Below are 250 nucleotides of genomic sequence, written 5' to 3'. Positions count from 1 at the left end.
GATGAGGCGGAGGCTGCCGTCGTCGCCGGACGAATTCAGGAACTTCTCACCGCGGGTGTCAAGGCGAGCGAGATTGCGATCCTGTTCCGCACCAACGGACAGTCCGGAGCTTACGAGCAAGCTTTGGCCTCTGCGGGCATCGGTTATCAACTTCGGGGTGGTGAAAGGTTCTTCGCCCGGAAAGAAGTGCGTGATGCCATCTTGCAGTTGCGCGCGGCAACCAGGGCAGTAGCTGAGGGGCCCTCAGTGC

Annotated in this window: 1 protein-coding gene; it reads left to right on the top strand. The window is 61.2% G+C overall.

Annotated elements, in window-relative coordinates; all coding sequences use genetic code 11:
* A partial coding sequence (locus SB847_RS21795; protein ID WP_410578794.1) for a 3'-5' exonuclease occupies positions 1 to 250 on the top strand: 250 nt, incomplete at both ends.

Source organism: Bacillus sp. SIMBA_026, assembly GCF_046535335.1.
Classification (GTDB): domain Bacteria; phylum Bacillota; class Bacilli; order Bacillales; family Bacillaceae; genus Bacillus; species Bacillus velezensis.
Note: the sequence above shows the minus strand (reverse complement) of the source record. Positions and strands in the feature narration are given on the sequence as shown.